Raw genomic sequence first — 24,770 nt, 5'->3', positions numbered from 1 at the left:
TGATGGTGGCAAAGACGACCGTGAAGAGGACGCCCGTGCCGATGCCGACGCGTTTCTCTTGTAGTTCCTGGACGGCAAGCCCGAGGCAGGCGTATCCGCCAAACGAGATGAGCGTCCACTTGAAGCCAAGATAGGCCCAACGCGTCGGGCGAGACCAGTGTGTCGGTGTCGCCCGCCGCATCCAACGGATGACGAGTGCGGCGGAGCCAAAGGCGAGGACGAGGCCCGTGACGAGAAGCCAGAAGTCACGAACGTCTGAGGACATACGAGGGCAAGGATACAACGTCGGAACGGAGTCACCCTATGAGAATTCGCCCATCACTCACCGCCTCCGGCCTGACCCCACGCCCGACCCTTCCCCTGGGTAATGGCCCCTTCGGCCTGCGGCCACGTGGAGCCTCGATCGACACGCTGCAGGACCAAGGCAAGCCGGTTCCCCTTCGTGGCGACCTGCAGGCCCCAGAGCCCCTCGACTCGACGCTCGAGCAGGAACAGGTGTTGATGCAAGCCACCGAGTTGGCGCAAGCCCTTGAGGCGATGGATGCCAGCGGCCAACAGAACACACCGGAATATGAGGACTTGACCCGCCGGCTCCAGGTGCTGGTAGGACAACAGTCATGACCTCGGGACGGGAGCGGACAAGTTCCGGACACGTCATCGGCAAGACAGGGGTTTCTGTGTTTTTGTTAGGAAATACGGGCGGACAAGTGGAGCGGACAACTTTTTCGGACACGTTGTCCGAACGCGAGCGGACAAGCGCCCCGAGTACGCGAAACGCGCCCGTAATCATTGGCCGAATTTGGCGGACAACTTGTCCGGACAAACAGCCCTCGACAGAGCGGACGGACAACCCCCCTCTTTAGAGGGGGTGTCTGTCCCTGTCCGGCGTCCGTTGTCCGGAGATGAGCAACACCCGCGCAGTTGAAAGGAACGACCATGCCCGGACTCGTTTCGCAGGAACAGCAGGCGACGCCACGCGCCTGGCGGAGAACCCTTCCGGAGCCTACCGTTCCCGCCCCCTACCACCCAACGCCGAAGGACTGGGCCATCCTGGATGCATGGCTGACGCTTCGCGCGGAGCGGAAACCGCCTACCACCCGCAACATCGGACATCTGGCCGGCCTGTCACACGTGCAAGTCGGCTGGCGGTTCAGGCGCCCGGAGTGGCGCGCCTGGTGGCTTGAGCAGGTTCACCACGTCATCGGCGTGAAGTGGGCGGAGGCGATGGCCGCCCACATCATACGAGCGGCCGACGATTTGGAGACGTTCAGGGTGTTGTTGCCGGTCATGGAATCGACCGGCGCCGCGTCCGCGCAGTCGCCGGGAGCACATGCGACGAACAACGGCATCGTGGTCAACATCCACGACTAGCATGAGTCAGCGAGCCTGGCGCCATTCGCGGAGGCGTCAACCTTCTACAGCCTAACAACCTCCATACCTGAGTGAAACGGCGCTGGCCTCGAGGCTGTTGTAGTGGGCGCAGCAATCGTCGAGCAGGGCGGCGAGCGTGGGTTTGGTGGTCATTTTACGGGCTCCGTCGGTGCCAGCGGACGCACGTATGGGACATATTGGCCGTCCGCCCCCGGTACCATGAAGTCGGCCTGGCCAGTCCAGCGGTCAACGCGAGTCATGCGCCCATTGGTCGCCTGGCGCCACTCGTAGCGCGGGAACGCCAGGTACAGCAGGGCGACGACCAACACAAGGGCGACGACGATCCATTGGTCGCGTCGAGTCATGGGTAGGTCTCCGAGCCTGCGGCAGCTCGTCTACGGCGTTCCCGTTCCGATCGTCGAACGCTCTTCTGAGAATGCCGCTGATTGTCCGTGGGGGCTGTGATTTGTGTGGACTATAGTTCGTGGACGGATAGTCCGCAACCGTCTCACGGACACTGGGCCGCCGTAGCGGGGCGGCTCATTCGCAACGGCTGTGCCTCGGCATGCGCTACAGGATCGGGATGTCCGAACGTCCAACGGCGTTGTACGGTGCACAAAGACAATTTCCCCCGCCGATCCGCTGGAGCCTGGTCGCATCTTCGTACTGTCCCTTGTGCCGCCGGCCGTCGTCGTGACGTGCCGTCGACGTACGCCTCGACATCCGCTCGACGGAATCGCGGCCGACGTCCCAGCCGCGGCAACACTTCTGGAATCGGGAATCGCCCCGCCCGCCGCCATCGCTCGATGGTGCGGCGACTACAACCCAAGGCCTCCATGAGCTCACTGACGAACAGCACGTTGCGCGTCATGACGGCACCGCCGATCGTTTCTCTGCATCGGGCGCGCGAAGGTTCGAGCTGGCGAACGGCAACGCGTGTTTGACTGCGCGCGTGTTGGCCAGGGCATCTATCGTGAGGTCGTCCAGTTTCGCCCACGCGGCGGATTTGTCGTTGTCGTCGAGGCAGAGCTCGTCACACGACGACAGGGCGCGCGTCGTCAACAGCAGCAGTGCAAGCGTCGACTCCACTTCGCATAGTCGTTCTTCAACGGTCGGCGTGTGTGGCGCGCTCATCGGACACCGCCAGTCGTGTCGAACGCGCGGGCCTCCAGCCGCTGACCAACTGCCACGCCGATCGCGTACATCGCTTTCTCTTCGGCCAGTTGTTTCGTCAGGGCCGCATCGCCGCTCTCCGAGATCCGTAATTCGGCCGCGGCGTGTTTCTTGGCCAACTGCTCACAGTCCTGTCTCTCAGCAATCGCGCCCAAGAAGTCGAACGACGCGAAGAAGTCGGCGACAAGGGCTTGCGCGTCTCGCTGAAGCTGGCGCCTAGCCTGCACGAAGCGTTCATGTGTGTCTACGGGGGACTGTTGAGGTTTCCGCTTGCGGGATGTTGCCATACTGCCTCCAGGATCGGAGGCCGGCGGGTCGCTGGTAGAATAGCCAGCAGATCGTCGGCCTGGTTACGCAGGGTGACGGTTTAGGAGCGTTTGCGGCTTGCCGGCCGTGGACGCTCCGCCTTGATCGCTTTCCGATCTTCCAACCACCGCCGAATCGCTCGCCGCACCTGCTCAGACTGCGGCACGCCGTCGCGGACGGCCACCGCCTTCAAGCCCTCGGCCAGCTCGTGATCGATTCGGAAGTTGAGCAGTACTCGGTCCGCCATCACGAGCCACTGTAAAGCAACTACGTTACACGAGTCAAGCGACATCGCGGGAGATTTCCACGCGACTTCTTGAGTAAAGGGACGGTCAGAGATGGTGGGGGATAGGTCCGAGTGGACCTGCGGGTTAGAATCTCAGCGATGTTGCCGGACGACTTCGATCTACGTCGAACTCGCCGGCCGTGCGGGCGGCTGACAACATCAAGTTGAACTTGGATTCGCACTCGAAGCCGCCACAGCGGTAGAGCGGCACTTTCGACCTACCGAGCACCACCCAGGGCACCACTGGGAATATCGCCGCACAGACCTTCGGTTGTCCCGAATGTCTAAGCCGCTGTGTTTGTTGGCTTTACGTGGTGCCGAGGCCCAGACTTGAACTGGGGACCCCTGCATTTTCAGTGCAGTGCTCTACCAACTGAGCTACCTCGGCACGTGAGGTCTGGCCCTCGCGGGCTTTTCAATATAGCACGCGGATCCGACCACGACAACGACGACGCGCGCTGCGCTATTTACGCGGCGCCGGCGGTTTCTCCTTCTCAGCCACCGGTTCGGCCGGCGCGTCCGCATCTCTCACCAAGCCGAGTTCCTTGCGTACCCGATCTTCGAGCTTCTTGCAGAGGTCCGGATTCTCACGGAGGAACTGCTTCGCGTTTTCGCGGCCCTGGCCGAGTCGTTCATTGGCATAGGAGAACCAGGTGCCGCTCTTCTCGACGATCTTGTGCTCGACGGCGAGGTCGAGCAGGTCGCCTTCACGTGAGATCCCCTCGCCGTACAGAATGTCGAATTCCGCCTCGCGGAACGGCGGCGCCACCTTGTTCTTGACGACCTTGACGCGCACCCGTCCACCGATGACGGCTTCGCCTTCCTTGATGCTGGCGATGCGCCGGATGTCGAGGCGCACGGAGGCGTAGAACTTGAGCGCACGCCCGCCGGTGGTGGTTTCGGGATTGCCGAACATGACGCCGATCTTTTCGCGTAACTGGTTGATGAAGATCAGGCACGTTCCCGATTTGGAGACGACGCCGGTGAGCTTGCGCAGTGCTTGCGACATCAGTCGCGCCTGCAGGCCCATCTGCGCCTCGCCCATCTCACCCTCGATCTCGGCGCGAGGCACCAACGCGGCCACCGAGTCGACCACCACGACATCCACGCCGCCCGATCGAACCAGCACCTCGACGATTTCGAGCGCCTGCTCGCCGTGGTCCGGCTGGGACACCAGGAGGTTGTCGAGTACGACGCCGAGTTTCTGCGCATAGGCTGCGTCGAGGGCGTGCTCGGCATCGACGAAGGCCGCCATCCCGCCGAGTTTTTGTGCCTGCGCAATCACCTGAAGCGCGAGGGTCGTCTTCCCCGACGACTCCGGCCCGTAGATTTCAGTCACGCGGCCGCGGGGTACGCCACCGACGCCGAGGGCATAATCGAGGCTGACCGCTCCGGTGGAAATCGCGTCAATAGGCAGAATGGCGCCCTTCTGGCCAAGCCGCATGATCGAGCCTTTACCGAACTGCTTCTCGATCTGCGTGAGGGCGACTTCCAGGGCCTTGGTTCTCTCGTTGCGTTCGTCGACAGCCATGAACACTCCTTGGTGGCGATGTAACAGAAGGATCCTATTCTAGAAACGTGCCATCGCTATGTCAAGCGAAGATGACGCCGCAGATAACGCGGAGGCCTTGATAATCAGTAAGTTACGGCTATTGAGACTTTCGCCTGCGCCATCACATGGCGCAGAATTTGCGTACTTCTGAGCGGCTGCCGATTGCAGTTTCTGCCGTCGCCATTCCGCCGCGTTGGCAGCACGCTAATAAGTGTAGAAACCTCTTCCGCTCTTCCGGCCCAGCTGTCCCGCCATCACCATCCGGCGCAGCAGCGGACACGGCCGGTACTTGGGGTCGCCCAGCCCATTGTGCAACACCTCCATGATGGCCAGGCACACATCGAGACCGATGAAGTCCGCCAGTGTCAGAGGGCCCATCGGATGATTCATGCCCAGTTTCATCACCGTGTCGATCGCCTCTGGTGTGCCCACGCCCTCCATCAACGCGAAGATGGCCTCGTTGATCATGGGCATCAGGATGCGGTTGGCGATGAAGCCGGGGTAGTCGGCCGCTTCGACCGGGGTCTTGCCCAGCCGCTGGCACAACGCGGTCGCGGCCGCCATCGCGTCGGCCGACGTCGCCTGGCCTTTGATCAACTCAACCAGCGTCATCAGTGGGACCGGATTCATGAAGTGCATGCCCAGCACGAGATCCGGTCGCTTGGTGGCCGCTCCCAACATCGTGATTGAAATCGAGGACGTATTCGAGCCGAGAATGACGCCGGCGCGACTGATGCGATCAAGCTCGCCGAACAGCTTCAGCTTCAGATCAATGCGTTCGGTGGCGGCTTCCACGATGAAGTCTGCCTGACTCATGGCGTTCAGGTCGGTTGTGGTCGTGAGACGTGCCAGCGTCGCATCCCTGTCGGACGCCGACAGCTTGCCTTTCTCCACGAACTTCGCGAGGCTCTTCTCGATGGTGGCTCGCGCCTTCTGAAGCGCTGGTTCAACCACGTCCTGGAGGATGACCTGGAACCCGCACTGCGCAAACGTCTGTGCGATTCCATTACCCATCGTGCCGGCACCAACGACTCCTACCGTGCTGATCATGGCGATTCCCCCTGAAGAATAATGATGCTGCCGTGATGATGCGCGTCCGGATTGCCTCTATAAACTGCGCGTGCTCCGGGGGCGGCGACGATCCGATCGGGGGCTGGCGGGACAGGTCAACTCGATGCGACGAACCTCGTCTTGTCCGAGGAGGTCGCGCAGCCGTTCCAGGATCGTGGGTGACAAGCGTTCCAGCTCTTTCACCCAGCGACCGTCTTCGACGACCACGTCCATCACGCCGTTCTGGCTGAGCGTCACACGCGTGAGACGCGCCAGGGCTGGGCCCACCGAGACGCGCCAGGCGAACATGACCTTCTCAATCGTGAGCGGAGCCGGACGCACGATGCGGGCAATGGCGGACGAGACGAGGTGCTGAACAGGTTCCATGACGTCGAAGCCTACGTCACTCGATTCATAAACTCGGCGACGAGTTTACTCCCTCAGGACTTAGTGCTGAGCGAGCACCGGCGACCGGATCGTCTCGCAAGATACGCAACCGTCATCGCGAGTCGAAGCGCGAGGACCGCCTAGTGTAACATCCGCGTGTGCGACTTGTGCTGGCGTCCGCCTCTCCCCGCCGCGCCGACCTGCTCACCGCCGCCGGGTTCGCGTTTGATACCGTCCCGGCGGATGTGGACGAGCGCGTGCTGCCCGGCGAGCGCCCAGACGACCACGTTCGGCGGTTGGCACTGTCCAAGGCGTCGGCGGTTGCCCATCTGTACCCGCAGCGCGGCGTGGTCGCGGCTGATACCGTCGTCGTCATCGAGGAGTTGATTCTCGGCAAGCCCGAGAACGACGAAGCGGCCGCCGCCATGTTGCGCCGATTGTCGGGCCGGAGCCACGAGGTGCTCACCGGTCTTTGCGTGTGCTACGCGTCGCGTATGCGGCAGGCCGTCGAGCGTTCCACGGTGACGTTTGCGACACTCCGAGACGACGAGATCCTGGCCTACGTGGCCACCGGTGAGCCCAGGGACAAGGCTGGCGCGTATGCCATTCAGGGTATCGCATCGAGGTTTGTGGTGGAGGTGGAGGGGTCCTACAGCAATGTCATGGGTCTGCCGGTATCGACCCTGTACGGCCTGTTGCGCGAACTGGGCCTGACCGGGGGTGCGACGGCTGTTTCTGGCGTTTGACCGGTCGGCGCTCCGGGCGGTATTCTGATGGGACAGGAGTGTGGTGAACGCTCTGCCTATGAAACAGAAAGCCGTCAAAATCGGTATAACGAGCGTGGTCCTGGTTCTGGCCCTGGCCGGCCTCCTCTATTCGACCTTGAACGAGGGCACCGAATACTACAAGCACGTGGAAGAAGTGATGGTGAACCCCACCCAGTGGCAGGGGAAGAACCTGCAGATCCACGGGTTCGTGGTCAAGAGCTCCATCCTGCGCAAACGCGACTCCCTTGAATACAAGTTCAAGGTTCAAAGCAAAGGCGCCGTCGTCGACGCCACCTATATCGGAATCGTGCCCGACACGTTCAAGGACGATTCGGAAGTGGTCCTTAAAGGTCGCCTGGAGGCGGATGGTTTCCATGTGACCCCGAACGGCGTCATGGCCAAATGTCCTTCGAAGTACGAGCCGAAGAAGGGGTTGGGCAGCCCGGGCATGTAACGTTCGCGCCTCGCGCTCCTCTTGCGTTCCCCCGAACGGTCCTCTTTAACAACCTACGCGTCGGCAGGCCCCCGGTGGGGGAGGCCTGCTGCCGGCCCCCTGGTAGGTGAGAGCGAAATATGGCATCCCTCGGATCCTTCCTGTTGTTTGCGACATTTGTCATCTGCGCGTACGCCGTCGCCGCATCACTCTCTGGCGCGCGTCGCGGGTCCCGCCGACTCGTTGAAAGCGGTGTGGGGGCCTTCTATCTGATCGCGGCGACCATGACGGTTGCCTCTGCCGTCCTTGCGCACGCGTTTGTCACCAACGACTACAAGATCAAGTACGTCCAGCACTACTCGGACCGCGTGCAGCCGCTGTTCTACAAGATCACGTCGTACTGGGGCGGCCTCGACGGCTCGATCATGTTCTGGGTATTCCTGCTGGCCGTCTTCGGCGCGCTCGCGGTGTACGTGAACCGCGATCGGCATCGGGAACTCATCCCGTACGTGGTGGCGATCATCTCCGGCGTGCAGATGTTCTTTCTGTTCCTCATGGTCGTCCACAAGAACCCGTTCGACACGTTCCTGGTGCAGACGCCGGCCGACGGGCAGGGGTTGAATCCATTGCTGCAGAACATCTACATGGTCGTGCATCCACCGAGCCTGTATATCGGCTTCGTGGGGATGACGATTCCGTACGCGTTCGGCATGGCGGCGCTCATCACGGGACATCTCGATGATTCGTGGCTGCGAGCCGTCCGCCGGTGGACGATGGTGAGTTGGCTGTTCTTGTCGCTCGGTCTGACGCTGGGGATGATCTGGGCCTACGAAGTGCTCGGGTGGGGCGGCTACTGGGGCTGGGACCCGGTTGAAAACGCCGGTCTTCTGCCGTGGCTCACGGCGTCGGCCTTTCTGCACTCGGTGATCGTGCAGGAGCGCCGCGGCATGCTGAAAGTGTGGAATGTCACGCTGGTGATCACCACCTTTTTCCTCACGATTTTCGGCACCTTCATGACGCGGTCCGGCGTGGTGCAGTCGGTGCACGCGTTTGGAGAGGACCGGGCCCTCGCCTGGATGTTCTCGATCTTCATGGTCGCGATTCTGCTGTTCAGTTTCGGCTGGGTCATCCACCGGCTGCCGATGCTGCGGCCGCGCTACGACATGGACTCGTGGATCTCGCGGGAGGCCGCGTTTGTGGCGAACAACTGGATTTTGCTGATCGCCGCGGTGTTGGTCCTCTTCGGCACGATGTTCCCGACGATGAGCGAGGCGCTGACGGGCAATCGCCTCACGGTTGGCCCGCTGTTCTTCAACAAGTGGATGATGCCGCTCGGCCTGGTGCTGCTCGCCCTGACCGGCGTCGCACCGTTGCTGGCCTGGCGCCGTTCCACGCTCTCGAACTTGCGCGAGTCGTTTGTGTGGCCGGTGCTCTTCGGCATCCTCGTCTCGGGCACGCTGGTGGCGCTTGGCGTTCGCGTGTGGTCGTCGGGCATCTGTTTCGCGCTGGCCGCCTTCGTGACGGCGACCATCACGCAGGAATTCGTGCGCGGTGCGCGGGTGCGCAAAAACGCGACCGGGACGGATCTGTTGACGGCGACCATTGGCCTCGTGATGCGCGAACGCCGCCGGTATGGCGGCTACATCGTGCACCTCGGGATTGTGCTGATGTTCCTCGGGTTTGCCGGGGAAGGCTTCAAGATGGACGCCCAGGTCCTGCTGAAGCAGGGCGAAGAGGCCACGCTGGGTCACTACACGGTCCGGAACATGGGCGTCAAAGTGACGGACGACGGCCAGAAGCAGATGGTGACCGGTCAGGTGGCGGTGTCCGAAGACGGAAAATCCGTGGGCACGCTGTATCCGGCCCGGTGGTTCTACCGCAAGCATGAAGAACAGCCGACAACCGATGTCGCCATTCGTCGGGCCATCGCCGAGGACCTGTATCTGGTGATGCCGGCGTACGAGTTAAAGGACCAGTCCATGAGTCTCCAGGTCGTCATCAATCCGTTGGTGAGCTGGATCTGGATGGGCTTTGGCATCCTTGTGCTGGGCACTGGCATTGCGCTGCTGCCGGAGCGGGCATTTGAGTTTGCGATTGGACGAGCACCGGCCGGAGCCGCGACGATATGAAACGTAAGACCGCGACGACAGCCGGGCAACCCGGCGGCAACCAGCGGGCGGGAGTCCAGGCCGCTCCCGCTCCGCAGTCCACACCCGCCCCTCCACAGGTCGGAGGAGTGCGACCGTGGCACCTCCTCGTGCTCGGAGTACTGATGTCGGCCGCGGCGGGCGCCGTGGTGACGCGCGACGGCGGAACGGTCCAGACCGTCGCGGTGATCGTCACCATCCTCACAGCGGGCCTGGTGGCCGCGGGCCTGGTGAGGACGCTCGGGCCGCTGGTGGCCGCTGACGCCGGCGAGGCAACCGAAATGCTGGCTGGCCGGACGCGCGCGGCGCTCGAGCGCGAGAAGATGTTGGTCCTGCGGTCGATCAAGGAAGTCGAATTCGATCGCGCGATGCGAAAGATTTCTGAGGCCGACTACAGCGAGATCGTTCCAAGACTGCGAACACGCGCCGTGGGCCTGATCCGCCAGCTCGAGGGGGGAGGCGGCTACCGGGCGCTGATTGAACGCGATCTGGCCGCCCTGTTGTCGTCGCCAACTTCGGCCCCCGCGCCTTCGGGCACGATCGGGACAACCGAGGCGGGTGATCGGCCGGCCACGGTGCCTGCGCCAATAGGAACCTGTCCCGACTGTTCGACGGTCAGTGACAAGGATGCCAGGTTCTGTAAATCGTGCGGGACCCGGATCGCGGGGGACGTATGACGGCCCGTCGCATGTTGGGCCTGTTCGTGGGAATGCTGGTGGTCGCGACGACGTCCATCTGGGCGCAGATGCCGGACGCTCGCCAGATGTCGGGCATCCCCATGCCGGTCGGCGACGTACAGGTTGGCACCGTTGTAGTGCGTCTCGTGCGTGGGGCGCTGACCGACAACATCGTGAGCCATGCGGTCGAACTGCAGGTGGGCGACAAGACACAGACCGCCAGGACGAATGCCAACGGGCACGCGCAGTTCGATGGCCTCGCGCCAGGGGCGACGGCTCGTGCCTCGGCGGTCATTGACGGACGTCGCCTCGAATCGCAGCCCTTTCAGGTGCCGGCGTCGGGTGGGATTCGTCTCATTCTGGCAGCCGGGGCCGACGGCGGCGGCGCGGCGGGAGGGGGCCAGATCGCACCGATCGCCGGAGAAGCCATTCTGGGCGGCGACAGCCGGATCCAGATAGAATTCGATGACGATGCATTGACGGTGTTCTACATCTTCGACATCGTGAATGCCGGCGCCGCGCCCGTGTCTCCGAAATCGGCGATCGCCTTCGACTTGCCTGAGGGCGCCGAGCAGCCGACCTTGCTCGAAGGCTCGTCGACGCAGGCGACGTTGCGCGGGCGCCGCGTGTCGATTGCCGGTCCGTTCGCGCCAGGCTCGACGCCGGTCCAGATTGCCTTCGGGCTTCCGCCGGCAGGCTCCGAGCGGGTGATTGCTCAAGTACTGCCTGTCACCTGGGCCAGGGTGCAGGTGATTGCGACCAAGCTTCCCGGATTGTCGATGACATCCCCGCAGTTCGCGTCAACCAACGACGTGCCGGGCGACACGCACAACTTCATCCTGGGCACGGGCGCCATGTTGGAGTCGGGAAAGCCACTGAGCGTGGCGCTTGCCGGGGTGCCTTCGCGAAACCACGCGGGACGGTTCGTGGCCATCGCCCTGGCTGTCCTCGTGTTGATTGGTGGCATCTGGGGAGCGGCGACAGCGACGGCGCGCACGGGAGATCTGGCACGCAAGGCGGAATTGGAACAGCGGCGCACCAAGTTGATGGCGGACCTGGTCCGACTCGAGAAACAACAGCGGACCGGGGCGGTTGATGCCACCCGGTACGCCAGCAGACGAAGCGATCTGTTCGATCAACTCGAACGAGTGTACGGGGAGTTGGATCAACATACTGGCGCGCCCGGCGAGGGACTGGTGGCGTGACGTTCGATTTCGATCACCTGGTCGTCGAAGACGTCTCGCGAAACTTCGGCCGTCGTCGCGCGCTGAATCGTGTCAACCTGACGTGTCGCGCCGGAGAAATTGTCGGCCTGCTGGGGCCCAACGGCGCCGGCAAGTCCACGCTGCTCGCTATCCTGTCCACGCTGTTGACGGCTTCGTCGGGTGAAATCCATTACGGATCGGCGACATCGCGCGCGATGGGCCCATGGCTTCGAGCCCGGCTGGGGCTGCTTGGCCACGACCTGTACCTGTATCCCGAACTCAGCGCTCGCGAGAATCTCGAGTTCTTTGCGCGCTTGTACGGCTGTCCGAACGTGCCGGGCGTGGTCGGCGACGCTCTCGGTCGCGCGGGGCTTCGCGAGCGCGCCGACGATCTGGTGTCGGGATTCTCGAGGGGGATGCGACAACGCCTCGCGCTGGAGCGCGCGTTACTGCACGAGCCCCGGCTGCTGTTGCTCGACGAGCCGTTCACCGGCCTAGACGACGCCTCCGGACAGACCCTGGTGGCCCGCCTCCGCGGTCTCCGTCAGGACGGCCGCATCGTCCTGGTGGCCACGCACGATCTTGATTTGGCCGAAGGGCTGTTCGACCGCGTCGCCGTGCTGCGAGATGGCCGGCTGCTGCTGGTCGACGATTCGTCTGCGAGTCTGCGGGAACGCTATCGCGACGCGGTTGCGGCGGCACGACGATGAGACAGTTTCTGCGAGTCGCCTGGATCGTGATGCGAAAGGACCTCACTGTCGAGGTCCGAAGCCGGGAAATCCTCTACACCACCGTGTTTTTCGCGGCCTCGTGCGTCCTGGTGTTCGCCTTCGCGCTGGTGCGGGAAGGACAACCCATGGAGGACGCGGCCGCGGGCATCCTGTGGATCGCCATCGCGTTTGCCGGCACGCTCGCGCTCGGACGGACCTTTGAGCGGGAACGGCAGACCGAGACATTGCGCGCCCTGATGCTGGCGCCGTCAGACCGGCCCGCCATCTACGTCGGCAAACTGTTCGGCATCCTGATTCTGCTCGGCGTGGTCGAGATGGTGCTGGTTCCCCTGGTCGGGCTGCTCTTCAATGCGTCCTTCGGCGCGAGCCCGCTGTGGCTGGTGCTGCTGCTGGTCGCCGGCACGCTCGGCTTCGCGTCTGTCGGGACCCTGTTTGCCGCCATGCTCGTCCGCGCGCGCAGTCGGGACGTGCTGCTGCCGGTACTCTTGTATCCCATCACGATTCCGATCATCATCGCTGGAGTGCGCGGAACCGTGGCACTGCTTCAGACCGTTCCCGATGAGCCCATGGCGCGATTCTGGGTCGCGTTGCTGGTATTTTTCGACGCCGTGTTCGTGACCCTGGCGTTGTGGACCTTTGAGCCGCTCATGACGGAGTAATGATGGCAAAAGCGTATACACCGCTGACTGTTCTCGCGATGATCCTGTTCGCCGTCGCGCCGCTGTTTGTCGCTTCTGCACCGCCCGAACAGACCATGGGCCTGATCCAGCGGGTCTTCTACTACCACGTGCCGTCCGCGATGATGCTGTTTCTCTCGGCGTTCATCTGCGGCATCGCGAGCGCGGTGTTTCTGTTCAAGCGATCCGCGGCGGCCGACCGGCTGGCAGTCGCCGCCGGAGAACTGGCTGTTGTCTTCGGGCTGATCGTCCTGGTGACCGGGCCGATGTGGGCCCGCAAGGCGTGGGGCGTCTGGTGGCAGTGGGATGCCCGGCTCACCTCGTCGTTACTTTTGTGGATGATGTTCGTGGCCTATCTGCTGGTCCGGCGATACGGCGGATCCGGATCGGAGAAGCTGTCGGCGGCGATGGCCATCTTTGGCATGGCCAACGTGCCGTTCGTCTACGTGTCGGTCAACTTCTGGCGGACCATCCACCCGACGACCAACGTGGTGATGACGCTTGGGCCAGGTATGCGGGGACCGTTCTGGTTCTGCGTGGCGTCGTTCCTGCTGCTCTATGTGCTTCTGCTGACCCTGCGGAAACACCTCGAAGACCAACGGGCAACCGTGGAACAGATCTATCTGGCGATCGACGAGTAGTGAAGCGGGCTGATGATGTGTGAGGCGACCTCCATGAGGCGACGTGTGATGACCACCATCGTGTCGATGCTGTTGACGGCGGGCTCTGTTCTCGCCGCCACCCAGCCCCCGCCTTCGGCGCCGGGGCGGGGTGATTTCGTGCCTCTCAGTTCGCTGCCGCCGGCCGAGCAGCTACCGGCGGCGCCCCTCCTGATCGGGGCGTACATCTTCGTATGGCTGGCCCTGCTCGTCTACGTGTGGTCGATCTGGCGGCGAATGAAGAAGATCGAACGCGAACTGGCGGATCTGCAGAAGCGCGTACCGTCGCGGTAAGAGAGGCCTGATGGGCGCCGGTCACTTTCTGTATATTCCAGCGACGATCCTCATCGGCATCGTCATTGGCTGGATTCTCGGCTCGCGCGCCGCGCGTGACGCGTTTGCCGTCGAAATGAGACGCCGCGAAGGCGACGCCGCCCGTAAGGCCGCCAAAGCCGCAGGGTAGGGTCGCTACCGGCCCAGCGCCAGGCGCTTGGCGAGCGCGTCTGGGAGTTCCGCCTCCCTGATGGCCTGCTGGGCGGCCGCGACATCATACAGAACCCTGAAGAAGCTGACCTCCTTCCGATCGTCATCAGCGATGCCGTAGGCCGCCCTCGGGTCCCCGTCTCTGGGCTGTCCCACCGACCCAACATTCACCAGGTGGGTCCAGCCGGGGCTCACCTGCAACACGGAGTCGGCGGCGGTTTCCCGATAATGCAGTTCGTTGCCCGCAAACAGGAAGGCCATTGGCGCGTGGGTGTGGCCGAACAGGCAGAGCGGGCGATGGGTCGCCCGCAGGGCGTTCAGGGCGTCGAGTGTATCCAGCACATAGGCGTCCTCGTCGTACGGCGACCCGTGGCAGATCTCAATCCAGTCGGTCACGCTCAGCGGTCCCTGCCGAAGCGCCCGGATGAAGATCGCATGGGGTGGCGTCAACGCGTGCTGCGTCCATTCGGCAACTTGTTTCGCCACGGCATTGAACGCATCGGCATCGTCCAGGCCCGCAGCGACCTTGTCGTGGTTGCCACGAATCGCGGCAGCGACTGGAAGGCTGGCAAGTCGGTCGAGCACTTCATTGGGCTGCGCCCCGTACCCGACCAGATCGCCCAGCAACAGGATCTGATCAAACCCTCGAAGTTGCGCGTCGACCAGGACGGCCTCGAGGGCGGAAAGATTCGCGTGGATATCAGCCAGCACCAGGTATCGCATCTGTCTCCGCCGCTATCCCGAATGGTCGACGAATGGTGAGGCCTACGCGCCAAGCCATTCGATGATGACATCCGCCAACTCTCCGACTGACTGTCGCGCGCCGTCCAGTCTGACGTGCGCCTGCACGTATGCGGCGAGGCGCATCAGATAGAGCTGTTCCATCTGCGTCCGGTTGGGGGCCAGCGGCCTGCTCCCGTCGAGCGGGATGCGATCGAGCAGGACCTGAAACGGAACGTCCAGCCAGAAGACCGTCCCGTCCGCCATGATCGCCGCCCGGTTGTCCGCATCGACGAACGTGCCGCCGCCAGTCGCGACCACGACGTGGCGCAGCGGCAGGAGATCCCGGACCACGAGACGCTCAATCATCCGAAAATGCGTCTCACCGCTCTGGGCGAAGATCTCCCTGACCGTGCGCCGTTCGTGCGACTCGATGCGATCGTCGACATCTTCGACCTTCCAGTCGAGCCGCCGTGCCAATTCGCGGGCGAGTGACGTCTTGCCGGCGCCCATGAACCCGACCAGATAGACCTTGTCGGCTCTCATGCACACATGCTCTCGAGGACATCAAAAAAGCCAGGGTACGAGACTGAGACCGCGTCGGCTCCGGCAATCGTGGTCGGCCCCGTGGCACCAAGCGCGGCAATCGCGAACGCCATCGCCAGCCTGTGATCGCCAACCGCGTCGACGGCCCCGCCGCGAAGCCGTGACGCACCGTCGATGCGGAATCCATCGGGGGTCTCTTCGATGTCGGCACCCATCAGCCGCAGCCCGCACGCAAGCGCCGAGATCCTGTCACTTTCCTTGACGCGCAATTCAGCCGCGCCCGTCACCGAGAATCGTCCGCCGTGCGTGGCCAGTGCCGCCAGCGCCGGCAGTTCGTCGATGAGGCCGGGGACTTCCGATGCGTCCACCACGACGTCGCCCAGTGTCCGATGCGACACGCGAATGGTGCCTCTCGCTTCGGCGTCAGCCTCCAACGACTCCATGGTGGCGACAGCCGCTCCGAACCGTTGGAGAACCCGGAGGAATCCGATTCGCGTGGGATTCAGGCCGACATCCCGAATGTCGATCGACGAGCCGGGCAGCGCGGCGGCCGCCACCGCCCAGAAGGCCGCGGAGGATGGATCGCCGGGCACGTTGATCCTCGCTGCCGATGGCCGCTGGCCTCCAGTCATAGCCACCATCCCGGGCCCAACCTCAACACTGACGCCAAATGCGCCGAGCGCGCGCTCTGTGTGGTCGCGCGTGGTGATCGATTCGCGGACAGTGGTGACGCCGCTCGCCGACAGGCCGGCCAGCAGGATCGCGCTCTTGACCTGCGCGCTGGGGACAGGCACTGAGTAGTCGATGCCGTGCAACGGGGAGCCCGTGACAGTCGCGGGTAACCGCCCGTCGCTGGTTTCGATGTGCGCGCCCATCAGCGAAAGCGGCTCGACGACACGTCGCATGGGCCGGCGTTGGAGCGAGCCGTCTCCGGAGATCCTGGTGCTGAACGCGCTTGCCGCCAGGGCGCCCATCAGCATGCGCGCGGTCGTGCCAGAGTTTTGTGCGTCAAGGCCATCAGACGCGGGCCGGAGGCCGGAGAGGCCAACGCCGTCGATCAGCCACCGGCAGTTGTTCCCGTCATCGGGTGACGCTGCGGCTGAGGCGCCGACGCCGAGGCGCCGCAGGCAGTCCAGCGTGGCGCGACAGTCGTCGCCCGGAGCCAGGTTCACGATTTCGGATCGACCCGCGGCCAGCGCCGCGAGAATCAGGGCCCGGTGGGAGATCGACTTGTCGCCCGGGACCCGGACCACGCCACTGATGCGGCGCACGGGCCTGACGGTGATGGTGTGGCCAGGAGTCACCTTCGCACTATAGCACCCGGGCAACCAGGGGCGGCGCCGACCCGCGTCAATCCGAGATTCGCGGTCGCGCCCGCAGCGAAGTTGGACTATGTTAGGGTATCGGCGGCTGGCGCACGAACTGACGACCGAGTGCGGATATGACACTTCCCGCCAGGGGATCCACGATCAGATTGCGCTTCAATAGCGCGTTCGAGATGCTCGACATGGTTCAGGTGGTCAGCGACAGGGTTGCCCGCCTGCTCAATTTCGAGGATGATGCCCTCGTGTGGATGGAAGTGGCGGTGCGGGAGTCCGTCATCAACGCCATCAAACATGGCAACAAGCACGACCTCCAGAAGCAGGTCTTCGTGGAGTTCATGACCCGCCCCGAGGTCGAACCAGACGAGTTGGTGATTTCGATTCGCGACCAGGGCGACGGCTTCGATCCCGATGCGTTGCCTGACCCGCTCGCGCCCGAAAATCTCCTGAAATCCAGCGGGCGCGGCATTTTCTTCATGCGCAGTTTCATGGACGACGTGCGCATCGAACGGGCGCATGAAGGCGGCATGGAAGTGCGCCTGACCAAGAAGCTGCCCGGGCACTCCTGACTACCCTCATGGCGACACCCGACACGGCTCGATACCTGGCCACCGCGATCGACATCGTGCTGCGCGCCGGCGAACTGCAGATGCGCCGCTTCGGCGGCGACTTCCGCGTCGACATGAAAGGCCCGATCGACCTGGTGACCGAGGTGGACATCGAGGTCGAGCAGATGTGCCGTGCCGTGCTTGCTGAGCGGTTTCCGTCGCACGCCATCCTGGCCGAGGAATTTGGCGGACGCCCGGATGCCACGGCAGGCACCAGCGAGTACTGCTGGATCTTCGATCCGATCGACGGCACGACCAACTACGCGCACGGATTGCCGATCTTCTGCGCGGCGCTCGCGCTCGAAATCCGCGGACGCGTCGATATTGCCGCCATCTACGACCCCACGCGACGCGAGTTGTTTACGGCGGAACGGGGCGTCGGGGCGTTCCTGAACGGGTCGCGCATGGCTGTGGCGAAGGCCGAGCGGCTCGTCGACTCCGTCCTGGTCACGGGGTTTCCGTACGACATCCATCAGGATCCCGGCAACATCCTGGGCCTGTTCAGCGCCTTCATCACACGCGCGCGCGCCGTGCGGCGGCTCGGGTCGGCCGCACTCGACATGTGTTACGTGGCGGCCGGACGTCTCGACGGCTTTTGGGAGGCCAGCCTGCGCCCGTGGGACGTGGCCGCAGGAGCCCTTCTCGTGGAGGAAGCGGGCGGACACGTCTGCGGCATGGACGGATCTCGTTTCGCCCCTCGTGCCGGACACGTGGTGGCCGCCAACCCGGCCCTGCTCCAACCTATGCTCGAGCTGATTGCCGAATTCCGGCGCGATCGTTCACTTAACCGGACGTCCTGACACCTCACAAGGACATCATCCGACGCCGGCGACGGCGGATCGTGTGTAACCAGGGCCCTGAGGTTGGCATCAAACGTGCTGGTTTCAGGTTGAACTGTTTTCCCAGGGGGCTGTATGTTGCGACACAAGACCGGCGTGGCGTTCTTGGCGGTATCCGTGCTCTTGCTGCAGGCATCGCTGGCGCGAGCCCAGCAGAGCCTGAATATCCAACTCGGGGTGTTCACGCCCCGGGCCGAGGACGGGCGGACTGCCGGTGATGTGCTGGTGACCAACCGCCAGTACTTGTTATTCAACGTCAACGACTTCAAGGGCTTCACCGGCGGTGGCGAATGGCTCGTGACCGTGGGCGGCAACCTCGAGGCCGGCATCGGCGTCGGCTATTACCAGCGCCCGGTGTCTGCGGTCTACGACGCGTGGGTCAACACGGACGGCAGTGAGATCTCGCAGGAGATGAAACTGCGTGTGGTGCCCGTGGTGGCGACGCTGAAGTACCTGCCCTTCGGGGCGCGCAGCGCGTTCCAGCCATACGTGGGCGTTGGCCTCGCCGTGTATGTCTGGCGGTACAGCGAAACCGGCGAGTTCGTCGACTTCACCGACAACAGCATCTATCGCGCGGCGTATGTCGGCAGCGGGACGTCAGTTGGGCCTGTGGCGACATTTGGGATTCGGGCGCGTGTATCCGGGCGGGCCGATGCCGGCATCGAAGTGCGGGCGCAATGGGGACAGGGAAACCTGTCGAACGACTTCCTGAGCAACAAGATCGATCTGGGTGGCGTCAACGTGCTGGGGACGCTCCGGATTCGGTTCTAAGTCCTTCGATTCACACGTTCGGCGACGAACTTGTTCACTCAGGACTTAGTGCTGAGCGAGCGTTCTTCACCGGAGCGGCTCGCACGAATAAGTAACCTACTTGCGAGTCGAAGCACTAAGGGGACGACGGCGGTAGAGGGCCGTGCCCCCGCCCTCGGCCACCTTGTCGTAGCCCGCCAGAAACTGCGGTCGCTCTCGCGCCAGGGCGGCGAGCATGTCGCCGCCCCTGGCGCTCTCCTCAATCAGGATCCATTCGACAATCGGATCGGGATAGACCAGCGCCTCCAGCCAGATGTCCCCGTTTCCCTCGTGCAGAAAATCGCGTAACCGGAAGCCAGACCCCGAGAGCTCGTGCATGTAGTGGGCGAGTGAACCCATGCTGGCCATGATGGGTTCGCCATCCCACGCGCGCGAAAGATAGGCGGTGACCTGCTGACGGCCGACCCTCAGGCGCATGTCCCACTGGGCCTCGAGCGGCATCGCCGCCAACCGATCAAAGGGACGTGGCCCGAGCCCGATGGCCGCAAGCAGGAGCAGCGCACCGGCCACCAACCAGCGACGATGCAGCCGGCCCACCAGCAATCCGGCGCCGATGGCGACAACCGGAAGCAGCGCCGTCATGTAGCGGACGCGGAAGACGTGTCCCTGGTAAAACGCGAACCAGGGCAGCAATCCTGCCGCCGCAACCGATAGCGGCAGTAGATCGAGCGCGCGGCGGCGATCGCGAATGGCGACGACGAGAGGGGTGGCCAGTCCAACCATTCCAATCCACATGAGCGGCTCGGTGGTCAACTGCTTCAACCCTCGCCACACCGCCAGCGCAGAGTCCATTGGCTGGTTCAACGTCTCCGGTTCAGGAACAAAAAAGCCCGACCGCACGAACCACTCACCGATGGTCGCGCGGCTCAACACCAGAAACGCGAGGATCGCCACGGCCGGATAGACCGATACCTTCGCCACCCGTTGGATCGCGTGTCGCCAGGGCGTTCCTTGTCTGAGTAGTGCCAGGGCGCCGAGGCCAAGCAGGGCCACGCAGATCGGCCACGCTTCGTACCGCGTCAGGACGGCGGCGGCGATGACCAGGCCGGCCCGGCGAATGGCGATCGGGCTATCCGACACGAGCGCATCACGCGTGAGTACGACCGAGCAGCAGGCGAGGCCCCAGAAAAGGGGTTCGGTCATCGGCGTCGCCTGGAGGTACAGGACGTTGGGATTGGCCGCAAACACCGCCGTTCCCAACGCGGCAGCCGTCCGGGACCCGGTAGCCGTCAGAATCATCGTCGCGATCGCCCAGGTTGCGAGGCCGAACGAGGCGATCGAGACGGCGACCGCAAATGCCCCCGTGCGATAGAAGAAATCAAACTGGACCGGCACCAGATTGATCAGGTGGGGCAGCGGCAGCCAGAGCGCGCCTATCTGGAGCCATCCAGGCGTAATGCTGTCGATGATGCGGCGCGTCACCACCAGGTGGCCCTTCGCGTCGAAATGGGCCAGCGTCAACCCTGCGTGGGCGTAGTAGATCGCTGCGGCCAGACCGATCCCCAACGCCAACACGGCAACCAGGCGAGGCGTGATGCGAGCTGGACGTCGCGCTTCGGGAATGGCGGGGCTGGCGCTCCCTGGCAGGTGTGTGTGATCGACAGTGGTCACGCGCGTGGTCGCCTGATATTCTTGAGTGTTGCCCGGACTGGCGGGAGAACGCCAGTCGAGCCACTGTACACCACATATTCGACTTGAACACGTGATGCCAATTGGCCGGAACCACGGGCGGATGGCGACCTGATGACACGATTGATTGCCTGGGCACAAGCATTCGCCATGAGTGTCGGAGGGCCGGGCCTGTTCCTCATTGCTGCCGCCGACGCGTCGTTTGTCTCGCTGCCAGAGGTCAACGACATCCTGATTGTCTGGATGGTGACGCGAACGCCCTCGATGCTGCTGTACTACGTCGCGATGGCCACGGCAGGTTCCGTGGTCGGATGCCTCGCCGTGTACTATCTCGGTCGCAAAGGGGGCGAGGCGCTGTTGCGACGCCGTTTCAAGACGGCCAGGGTCGAGCGAGCGCTTGCGGCGTTCAGACGCTATGGGCTGGCGGCGGTCATCGTGCCATCGATGTTGCCGCCACCGGTGCCTCTGAAGTTGTTCGTGCTGTCGGCGGGCGTGGCCGGCATGACTGTGCGCCAACTGGCGAGTTCAATCGCGATCGGCCGTGGACTCCGATACCTGATCGAGGGCGTTCTGGCGTACTACTACGGCGAGGCGGCGTTGGGTTATCTGCGCACACATGGGCGTGAGGTCGGTCTCATTGCCGGCGCAGTTGCTGCCGCGATCCTCGCGCTCTACTACTGGTCGAATCGGCAGCGGGCAGCGGGCGAGGTATAATCGACAGCCGATCGTGACCGCGCCCTTCCTCTCCATCGTCGTCCCCATCCACAACGAGTCGGCCAGCATTCCCGAGTTGTTCGTCGAGCTCGCGGCCGCGCTTGGGGCATCGGGACGTCCGTACGAGGTGCTGGCCATTGACGATGGGAGCACAGACGACAGCTTCGAGAGGCTGGTCGCCATCCAGGCGGCGGATTCGCGGGTGCGGGTGGTGCGGTTCCGTCGCAACTTCGGCCAGACGGCGGCGTTTGCCGCGGGCTTCGCGCTTGCGCGCGGCCAGGTCGTCGTGACATGCGACGGCGATCTGCAGAACGACCCGCACGATATCCCGGCGCTGGTTTCGATGGTGGAGCAGGGCGCCGACATCGCCTGCGGCTGGCGTCAGGATCGCAAGGATCGCTTCTTCTCACGCCGGGTGCCGTCGATGATGGCCAGTTGGATCATCTCGCGCGTGACCGGCGTGAGGTTGCACGATTACGGGTGTTCACTGAAGGCGTTCCGGGCGGACATCGTCAAGCCGCTGAAGCTCTACCGTGGCATGCACCGCCTGTTGCCGGCGATCGCGTCGGAACGGGGCGCGACCATTGTCGAACGCATCGTCAATCACCGTCGGCGCCGGTTCGGCCGCTCCAAGTACGGTCTCGGGCGCATCGTGCCTGTCGTGCTCGATCTGCTCACGGTGAAGTTCTTCCTCAATCATGCCGGCAGACCCATCAGATTCTTTGGCGCACTCGGGCTGGCCTCGGGCGCCATTGGTATGGCGATGCTCGGTTGGGTGGCCTGGCTGGCGGCGTGTGACGGACAGCCCGTTGGGAATCGAGCCGTACTGCTGATTGGCGTGCTGCTCCTGCTCGCTGGTGTCCAGTTCGTGACCGTGGGCATGCTGGCGGAAATGCAGGCGCGGACGTACTACGAATCCCAGGACAAGCCGACCTACGTCATTCGCGAAATCAGAGAGCACCTGTCGTAGTTGGATGTCGGGGGATCTCAGCGGAGCGACCGCTTGGAGCCGCGCAACAAATACGCCACGGCGCCCGACAGCGAGAAGATCATCACCAGCGCTGCGCCCATCAGAGACACGGCGAGCGCCGACGCCGCCGGCAGCCCGATCTGCGCGAAGTAGAGTTTGAAGGTCGCCTCGCGCACGCCGAGGCCGTTGAGCGAGACCGGCAGCATCTGGACCACGAACGATACCGGCACGATGACGGCCAGGTCGGAGATGGGCACGGCGATCCCCATGCTCCGGCCCACGGCAAAGTAGAACGCCACCAGGACGGCTTGGACCAGGATCGCGCCGCTGAAACACGAGAGGAGCGAGCGCGGCTGAGTCCGAAAGCGTTCCAGCGTCCCAATCAGGCGGTTGATGCGTTCGCCGACCCATTCCTGATGAATCACCCGAAGCGGTTTCAACAGCATGCCGACGCTCTTCGGCAAAAAGACAGCGGCAGCACCGACCACCAGCGCTCCGCCAAACGCCAGCCACAGCAGCGACGCCCAGACGGGGGCATGCCCGCCTGCCGCCGCGGCCGCCGACGCGCCCACCGCGGCCACGAGGAACAGGCCCAGAAGACCGATGCCCCGATCCATGAGCACGACAGTGGTGGCGATGGTCTTTGATCCCGCGTGGCCGGATGTGTCGCGGATACGAATCACGTCTCCGCCGATGTTGCTCGGCAGGAAGTTATTGAAGAAAGTGGCGACCAGGTACGAATCCACGAGCCACGCGCGACCGATGACCAATCGCTGGGCATCGAGCAGCAGGTGCCAGCGCCACGCGCTAATCAGAATCATCACGAGGTACAAGGCCAGGGCCGCGCCAAGCCACAGCAGCGACGCGCTGCGGAAGTGGCTCCACAGGCTGGCGAGATCGGTCTTCGCCAGCAGCAGCGCCATCAGACCCGCGCTGACGACAATCTTGACGAGCAGGGTGGCGATGCGGCGGGTGGTGCTTGGCGGCGGGCTGTCTGGCGTGTCGATCATACGGTGCGACCGTTGGGATGCCGGGCAACCCGCAAAGGCGACATCGTACCATGGCCGCGAAGTCTCCGACAACGCCGCTTCGTGATTCGGGCGGGCACGGGGGCCCGCCCCTACGGTCTACTGGCTGCCGACTACCTTCTACTTATCTCGTCATTCCGGCGAAAGCCGGAATCCAGTCGTGGACCTCTCTGGATGCCGGCGTTCGCCGGCATGACGCTTTCAACCTGATGTAACGCCGCTTCGTTGACGGCCCCGGCGCCAGCCCATACAATCGCGAACGTCGGCGGTGCGCGATCGAGCGCCCTGGCGGCTGACCAATTATGAAGATCGCGGTCATTACCTCAAATCCCCTGTTCGCCGAGGGCGGCCATGTTGTGCTTGCCCGATCGCTCGTCGACGCGCTTCGGGAAGCCGGGCACGAGGTCGACCTGGTCCGGACACCGCAGAATCGGTTCGGACGGCAGGGCGCCGCGTACCTGGCGACGTGGCTCACCGACGTCGGTGTCGCGTGCGATGAGTCGCCGGTCGATCAGGTGATCTCCTTCCGCTATCCCAGTTACGCGGTGCGGCATCCCAGGCACGTGTGCTGGCTGAACCACAGGATGCGGGAGTATTACGACCTCTGGGACCGGTTCATCGTGCCGCTCAAGTGGAAGGGGCTGTTGAAGGAGAAGATCCGGCGACGGATCATCCACACCGTCGATCGTTACCTGCTGACGAGGAACGTCACGAAGCTCTATACGATCTCGGCCACGATCCAGCAGCGCCTCCAACATTTCGGTGGAATCCCGGCCGAGGTGCTATATCCGCCGGCGCCGCAGAGACCCTACCGGTGCGATGGATACGGCGAGGAGTTCTTCGCGGTCTCCCGGCTCTCGCCGCTCAAGCGCCTGGATCTCGTGATCAGGGCGTGTGCCGAGCCGCAGGCTCGACATCTCAGGTGCACCATTGCCGGCGATGGGGAGGACGGACCGCGGCTCAAGCAGTTGGCGCACGACCTCGGGGTCGAGGACCGCGTGCGCCTGGTCGGTTCCATCAACACGTCCCAACTGGTGGATTATCTCGCCAGATGCCGCGCCGTGGTGTTCCCGACCATGTCGGAGGATTATGGCCTGGTGACCGTCGAGGCGTTCGCCTCCCGCAAGGCGGTCATTACCTGCACGGATAGCGGAGGGCCGGCCGAACTGGTCCGCCACCGGCAGGAGGGGCTTCTGACCGATCCCACTCCGGCCTCCATCGCCGATGCGATGGTGCAACTCGCCGAATCGCCGGCGCTTGCCGAAAAGATGGGGTCGGCCGGGGCGACAGCCGGCGCGGCGATCACTTGGCCCCGCACGCTCGACCGACTCCTCCTGCGCTAAACTCAGGTATCCATGTCGTATCGCAGTACGCTCGAAGCGCGCTTGGCGCGCAAGGTCACGCGCGCCATCAGCCGCGCCTGCTAAGTGCTTCGACTCACAATTACGGTTGCGTATCCCCGCACGGTTATCGGTCAAAACGCTCGCTCAGCACTTAGTCCTGAGGGAACAAGTTCGTCACCGAACTTGTGAATCGAAGGACTAACGAGGCCATGCCTCAGACCTTCGAGCATGTCTGGAGCGGAGGGTCTCGTCGCACGGTCTGAGGCAGGCCTCGTTAGAGAATTAGGGGAGCTCCCAGGCACCGGGAGGGGTTGATTCCTCCGCCGAAGTATTAGAC

General features: G+C 63.9%; 30 protein-coding genes and 1 tRNA gene. 18 read left to right on the top strand and 13 right to left on the bottom strand.

What is annotated here, in order from left to right:
* The first annotated feature begins 303 nt into the window (after positions 1–303).
* Both NT151_09510 and NT151_09505 read left to right on the top strand, forming a co-directional pair.
* Positions 304–621 carry a hypothetical protein gene (locus NT151_09510; GenBank protein ID MCX6539152.1) on the top strand — a complete coding sequence of 106 codons (318 nt, stop codon included), beginning with the start codon at positions 304–306 and terminating at the stop codon, positions 619–621.
* A 315-nt stretch (positions 622–936) separates the two neighbouring features.
* Positions 937–1,371, top strand: a complete 435-nt coding sequence (locus tag NT151_09505; protein MCX6539151.1) for a hypothetical protein — start codon at positions 937–939, stop codon at positions 1,369–1,371.
* 149 nt (positions 1,372–1,520) lie between these two features.
* On the opposite strand, the gene NT151_09500 is transcribed toward NT151_09505, so the two are convergent.
* From NT151_09500 to NT151_09465, 8 genes are all read right to left on the bottom strand, one after another.
* Positions 1,521–1,736 carry a hypothetical protein gene (locus NT151_09500; GenBank protein MCX6539150.1) on the bottom strand — a complete coding sequence of 72 codons (216 nt, stop codon included), beginning with the start codon at positions 1,734–1,736 and terminating at the stop codon, positions 1,521–1,523.
* A gap of 502 nt (positions 1,737–2,238) precedes the next feature.
* Positions 2,239–2,505 (bottom strand): hypothetical protein, encoded by a 267-nt coding sequence (locus tag NT151_09495; GenBank protein MCX6539149.1) that lies wholly within the window; start codon positions 2,503–2,505, stop codon positions 2,239–2,241.
* Positions 2,502–2,831 (bottom strand): hypothetical protein, encoded by a 330-nt coding sequence (locus NT151_09490; protein ID MCX6539148.1) that lies wholly within the window; start codon positions 2,829–2,831, stop codon positions 2,502–2,504. The genes NT151_09495 and NT151_09490 overlap by 4 nt, the downstream gene beginning before the upstream one ends.
* Positions 2,832–2,911: 80 nt before the next feature.
* On the bottom strand, positions 2,912–3,097 hold the full coding sequence (locus NT151_09485; protein ID MCX6539147.1) for a ribbon-helix-helix protein, CopG family: 186 nt from the start codon (positions 3,095–3,097) through the stop codon (positions 2,912–2,914).
* A 351-nt stretch (positions 3,098–3,448) separates the two neighbouring features.
* Positions 3,449–3,524: transfer RNA gene (locus tag NT151_09480), tRNA-Phe, on the bottom strand.
* Between the two features lie 75 nt (positions 3,525–3,599).
* Positions 3,600–4,667: a recombinase RecA gene (gene recA / locus NT151_09475; GenBank protein MCX6539146.1), complete on the bottom strand. Its 1,068-nt coding sequence runs from the start codon at positions 4,665–4,667 to the stop codon at positions 3,600–3,602.
* A 225-nt stretch (positions 4,668–4,892) separates the two neighbouring features.
* Positions 4,893–5,738, bottom strand: coding sequence for a 3-hydroxybutyryl-CoA dehydrogenase (locus tag NT151_09470; protein ID MCX6539145.1), 846 nt, complete (start codon positions 5,736–5,738; stop codon positions 4,893–4,895).
* 57 nt (positions 5,739–5,795) lie between these two features.
* Entirely contained in the window at positions 5,796–6,125 is a 330-nt protein-coding gene (locus NT151_09465; protein ID MCX6539144.1) for a DUF721 domain-containing protein, read from the bottom strand.
* A gap of 158 nt (positions 6,126–6,283) precedes the next feature.
* Here NT151_09465 and NT151_09460 point away from each other — a divergent pair, with 158 nt between their 5' ends.
* The 10 genes from NT151_09460 to NT151_09415 all read left to right on the top strand — a co-directional run bounded on the left by NT151_09460 (position 6,284) and on the right by NT151_09415 (position 13,884).
* Positions 6,284–6,871: a Maf family protein gene (locus tag NT151_09460; GenBank protein ID MCX6539143.1), complete on the top strand. Its 588-nt coding sequence runs from the start codon at positions 6,284–6,286 to the stop codon at positions 6,869–6,871.
* A 58-nt stretch (positions 6,872–6,929) separates the two neighbouring features.
* Entirely contained in the window at positions 6,930–7,346 is a 417-nt protein-coding gene (locus NT151_09455) for a cytochrome c maturation protein CcmE (protein MCX6539142.1), read from the top strand.
* Positions 7,347–7,465: 119 nt separating this feature from the next.
* Positions 7,466–9,454, top strand: coding sequence for a heme lyase CcmF/NrfE family subunit (locus NT151_09450; protein MCX6539141.1), 1,989 nt, complete (start codon positions 7,466–7,468; stop codon positions 9,452–9,454).
* Positions 9,451–10,149 (top strand): hypothetical protein, encoded by a 699-nt coding sequence (locus tag NT151_09445; protein MCX6539140.1) that lies wholly within the window; start codon positions 9,451–9,453, stop codon positions 10,147–10,149. Before NT151_09450 ends, NT151_09445 begins: the two co-directional genes overlap by 4 nt.
* 11 nt (positions 10,150–10,160) lie before the next feature.
* Complete coding sequence (locus NT151_09440) at positions 10,161–11,354, top strand: hypothetical protein (GenBank protein ID MCX6539139.1); 1,194 nt, start codon at positions 10,161–10,163, stop codon at positions 11,352–11,354.
* Complete coding sequence (locus tag NT151_09435; GenBank protein ID MCX6539138.1) at positions 11,351–12,064, top strand: ABC transporter ATP-binding protein; 714 nt, start codon at positions 11,351–11,353, stop codon at positions 12,062–12,064. The genes NT151_09440 and NT151_09435 overlap by 4 nt, the downstream gene beginning before the upstream one ends.
* A complete protein-coding gene (locus NT151_09430) occupies positions 12,061–12,744 on the top strand; it encodes a heme exporter protein CcmB (GenBank protein ID MCX6539137.1) in 684 nt (227 codons plus the stop codon). The genes NT151_09435 and NT151_09430 overlap by 4 nt, the downstream gene beginning before the upstream one ends.
* Positions 12,744–13,403, top strand: a complete 660-nt coding sequence (ccsA, locus tag NT151_09425) for a cytochrome c biogenesis protein CcsA (protein ID MCX6539136.1) — start codon at positions 12,744–12,746, stop codon at positions 13,401–13,403. The genes NT151_09430 and ccsA overlap by 1 nt, the downstream gene beginning before the upstream one ends.
* Before the next feature lie 33 nt (positions 13,404–13,436).
* Positions 13,437–13,715 (top strand): CcmD family protein, encoded by a 279-nt coding sequence (locus NT151_09420; protein ID MCX6539135.1) that lies wholly within the window; start codon positions 13,437–13,439, stop codon positions 13,713–13,715.
* Positions 13,716–13,725: 10 nt separating this feature from the next.
* Positions 13,726–13,884: a hypothetical protein gene (locus NT151_09415; GenBank protein MCX6539134.1), complete on the top strand. Its 159-nt coding sequence runs from the start codon at positions 13,726–13,728 to the stop codon at positions 13,882–13,884.
* Positions 13,885–13,889: 5 nt separating this feature from the next.
* On the opposite strand, the gene NT151_09410 is transcribed toward NT151_09415, so the two are convergent.
* From NT151_09410 to aroA, 3 genes are read right to left on the bottom strand one after another with little or no spacing between them, the layout of a single operon-like run.
* Positions 13,890–14,627 (bottom strand): metallophosphoesterase family protein, encoded by a 738-nt coding sequence (locus NT151_09410; GenBank protein MCX6539133.1) that lies wholly within the window; start codon positions 14,625–14,627, stop codon positions 13,890–13,892.
* Between the two features lie 42 nt (positions 14,628–14,669).
* Positions 14,670–15,170: a shikimate kinase gene (locus NT151_09405; GenBank protein MCX6539132.1), complete on the bottom strand. Its 501-nt coding sequence runs from the start codon at positions 15,168–15,170 to the stop codon at positions 14,670–14,672.
* A complete protein-coding gene (aroA, locus tag NT151_09400) occupies positions 15,167–16,474 on the bottom strand; it encodes a 3-phosphoshikimate 1-carboxyvinyltransferase (GenBank protein MCX6539131.1) in 1,308 nt (435 codons plus the stop codon). The genes NT151_09405 and aroA overlap by 4 nt, the downstream gene beginning before the upstream one ends.
* A 137-nt stretch (positions 16,475–16,611) precedes the next feature.
* Here aroA and NT151_09395 point away from each other — a divergent pair, with 137 nt between their 5' ends.
* From NT151_09395 to NT151_09385, 3 genes are all read left to right on the top strand, one after another.
* On the top strand, positions 16,612–17,061 hold the full coding sequence (locus NT151_09395; GenBank protein MCX6539130.1) for an ATP-binding protein: 450 nt from the start codon (positions 16,612–16,614) through the stop codon (positions 17,059–17,061).
* Between the two features lie 8 nt (positions 17,062–17,069).
* Positions 17,070–17,900 (top strand): inositol monophosphatase family protein, encoded by an 831-nt coding sequence (locus NT151_09390; GenBank protein ID MCX6539129.1) that lies wholly within the window; start codon positions 17,070–17,072, stop codon positions 17,898–17,900.
* A gap of 114 nt (positions 17,901–18,014) precedes the next feature.
* Complete coding sequence (locus NT151_09385; protein MCX6539128.1) at positions 18,015–18,710, top strand: hypothetical protein; 696 nt, start codon at positions 18,015–18,017, stop codon at positions 18,708–18,710.
* A 96-nt stretch (positions 18,711–18,806) separates the two neighbouring features.
* Here the strand turns inward: NT151_09385 and NT151_09380 are convergent, their stop codons facing one another.
* Positions 18,807–20,360, bottom strand: a complete 1,554-nt coding sequence (locus NT151_09380) for a hypothetical protein (GenBank protein MCX6539127.1) — start codon at positions 20,358–20,360, stop codon at positions 18,807–18,809.
* A gap of 132 nt (positions 20,361–20,492) precedes the next feature.
* Between NT151_09380 and NT151_09375 the strand changes: the two genes are divergently transcribed.
* Both NT151_09375 and NT151_09370 read left to right on the top strand, forming a co-directional pair.
* The gene (locus NT151_09375) at positions 20,493–21,092 is read left to right on the top strand and encodes a VTT domain-containing protein (GenBank protein MCX6539126.1); all 600 of its coding nucleotides are present in this window, start codon (positions 20,493–20,495) and stop codon (positions 21,090–21,092) included.
* A gap of 13 nt (positions 21,093–21,105) precedes the next feature.
* The gene (locus tag NT151_09370; GenBank protein ID MCX6539125.1) at positions 21,106–22,062 is read left to right on the top strand and encodes a glycosyltransferase family 2 protein; all 957 of its coding nucleotides are present in this window, start codon (positions 21,106–21,108) and stop codon (positions 22,060–22,062) included.
* 17 nt (positions 22,063–22,079) lie between these two features.
* On the opposite strand, the gene NT151_09365 is transcribed toward NT151_09370, so the two are convergent.
* Positions 22,080–23,072: a lysylphosphatidylglycerol synthase transmembrane domain-containing protein gene (locus NT151_09365; GenBank protein MCX6539124.1), complete on the bottom strand. Its 993-nt coding sequence runs from the start codon at positions 23,070–23,072 to the stop codon at positions 22,080–22,082.
* Between the two features lie 320 nt (positions 23,073–23,392).
* On the opposite strand from NT151_09365, the gene NT151_09360 reads away from it, so the two are divergent.
* Entirely contained in the window at positions 23,393–24,433 is a 1,041-nt protein-coding gene (locus NT151_09360; GenBank protein MCX6539123.1) for a glycosyltransferase family 4 protein, read from the top strand.
* Positions 24,434–24,770: the final 337 nt, after the last annotated feature.

Source organism: Acidobacteriota bacterium (assembly GCA_026393675.1).
GTDB lineage: Bacteria > Acidobacteriota > Vicinamibacteria > Vicinamibacterales > JAKQTR01 > JBAXOX01.
This window is presented reverse-complemented; position numbering and strand designations above follow the sequence as displayed.